1 protein-coding gene and 1 pseudogene are annotated in these 1,701 nt (G+C 56.2%); both read left to right on the top strand.

Annotation, left to right across the window (positions count from 1 at the left end; translation table 11 throughout):
* The first annotated feature begins 45 nt into the window (after positions 1 to 45).
* Positions 46 to 841, top strand: a pseudogene (locus EBQ26_RS12490) (IS5 family transposase).
* A 55-nt stretch (positions 842 to 896) separates the two neighbouring features.
* Positions 897 to 1,692, top strand: a protein-coding gene (locus EBQ26_RS12485) for an IS5 family transposase (RefSeq protein ID WP_122239556.1) whose coding sequence is annotated in 2 segments (ribosomal slippage) — positions 897 to 1,159 and positions 1,158 to 1,692 — 798 coding nt in all. Because the reading frame shifts where the segments join, the coding sequence is not laid out codon by codon here.
* The last annotated feature ends 9 nt before the right edge of the window (positions 1,693 to 1,701 follow it).

Below are 1,701 nucleotides of genomic sequence, written 5' to 3'. Positions count from 1 at the left end.
AGAACCTGTTCAAAATCTTTTTGCCAATTTGTTTATGCTTGTTGCATGAGAGCGAAATACCCAAGCGACATCAGCCCAGAGCAATTTGAGCATGTGCGCCCTTTGCTGGAGAGCGCACGCAAAAGCACCCGCCCGCGCACGGTGGATCTGTATGAGGTGTTCTGCGCCGTGCTGTACCTGCTGCGCACAGGTTGCCAATGGAGAGCTCTGCCGAGTGACTTTCCCAAATGGCGCACCGTACACGCCTACTTCCAGATCTGGAGCCAGCCCAATGAACAAGGCACCAGCTTGCTGCAGCAGGCTTTAAAAAAATCAAGTTGGCGCGGCCCGCGAGAAACAGGCGCGCAACGCATGCAGCGCCTTCTTGATCGTGGACGCACAGAGCGTCAAGGGCAGTGACACCGCTGGCCACAAAGGCTATGACGCAGGCAAGAAGGTTTCAGGCATCAAACGTCACATCGCCGTCGATACCCAAGGCCTGCCTCACGCCATTGCCGTGACGACTGCAAACATCACAGACCGCCAAGGCACACTACAGGCACTCCAGCGCTGCCAACCTGCATGCAAGCGCGTGCAAGGCCTGCTGTGTGACAGCGGCTATGTGGGCAAACCTTTTGCACAGGGCGTGCAAGCCATTTTGGGCGGGCACGTCAACGTGTAGATCGCCAAGCGCAGTCAGTTGCACACCTTCAAGGTGATGCCCAAGCGCTGGGTTGTGGAGCGCAGCTTTGCCTGGCTGGAAAAGAACAGACGCTTGTGGAAGAACTGCGAGCGCCTGCTCAATACCAGCTTGCAGTTCATCCACTTGGCTTTCCTGGCGCTCATCCTCAAAAGATTTTGAACAGGTTCTAAGAGCCTGTTCAAAATCTTTTTGCCAATTTGTTTATGCTCTTTGCATGAGAGCGAAATACCCAAGCGACATCAGCCCAGAGCAATTCGAGCATGTGCGCCCTTTGCTGGAGAGTGCACGCAAAAGCACCCGCCCGCGCACGGTGGATCTGTATGAGGTGTTCTGCGCAGTGCTGTACTTGCTGCGCACAGGTTGCCAATGGCGGGCGCTGCCCAGCGACTTTCCCAAATGGCGCACTGTCCATTCGTATTTCCAGATTTGGAGCGAAGTGGATGATCAAGGGGTGAGCCTGCTGGAGCGGGCACTCAAAAAATCAGGTTGGCGCGGCCCGCGAGAGACAGGGGCGCAGCGCATGCAGCGCCTTCTTGATCGTGGACGCACAGAGCGTCAAGGGCAGTGACACCGCCCGCCACAAAGGCTATGACGCAGGCAAGAAAGTCTCGGGTATCAAACGTCACATCGCGGTCGATACCCAAGGTCTGCCTCACGCCATTGCTGTGACCACAGCCAATGTGACGGATCGCCAAGGCGCGCTACAGGCGCTCATGCGTTGTAGCCCCGCACTCAAGCGCGTACAAAGTTTGCTGTGTGACAGTGGCTACGTGGGCAAGCCTTTTGCACAGGGCGTGCAAGCCATTTTGGGAGCGCACGTCAATGTGCAGATTGCCAAGCGCAGCCAGTTGCACACCTTCAAGGTGATGCCCAAGCGCTGGGTTGTGGAGCGCAGCTTTGCCTGGCTGGACAAGAACAGACGCTTGTGGAAGAACTGCGAGCGCCTGCTCAATACCAGCTTGCAATTCATCCACTTGGCTTTCCTGGCGCTTATCCTAAAAAGATTTTGAACAGGCTCT

Origin of the sequence: Allofranklinella schreckenbergeri, assembly GCF_003703475.1 — a bacterium.
Classification (GTDB): Bacteria; Pseudomonadota; Gammaproteobacteria; order Burkholderiales; family Burkholderiaceae_C; genus Lampropedia; species Lampropedia schreckenbergeri.
The sequence above is the reverse complement of the archived record's forward strand: the minus strand, read 5'-3'. Positions and strand labels throughout refer to the sequence as shown.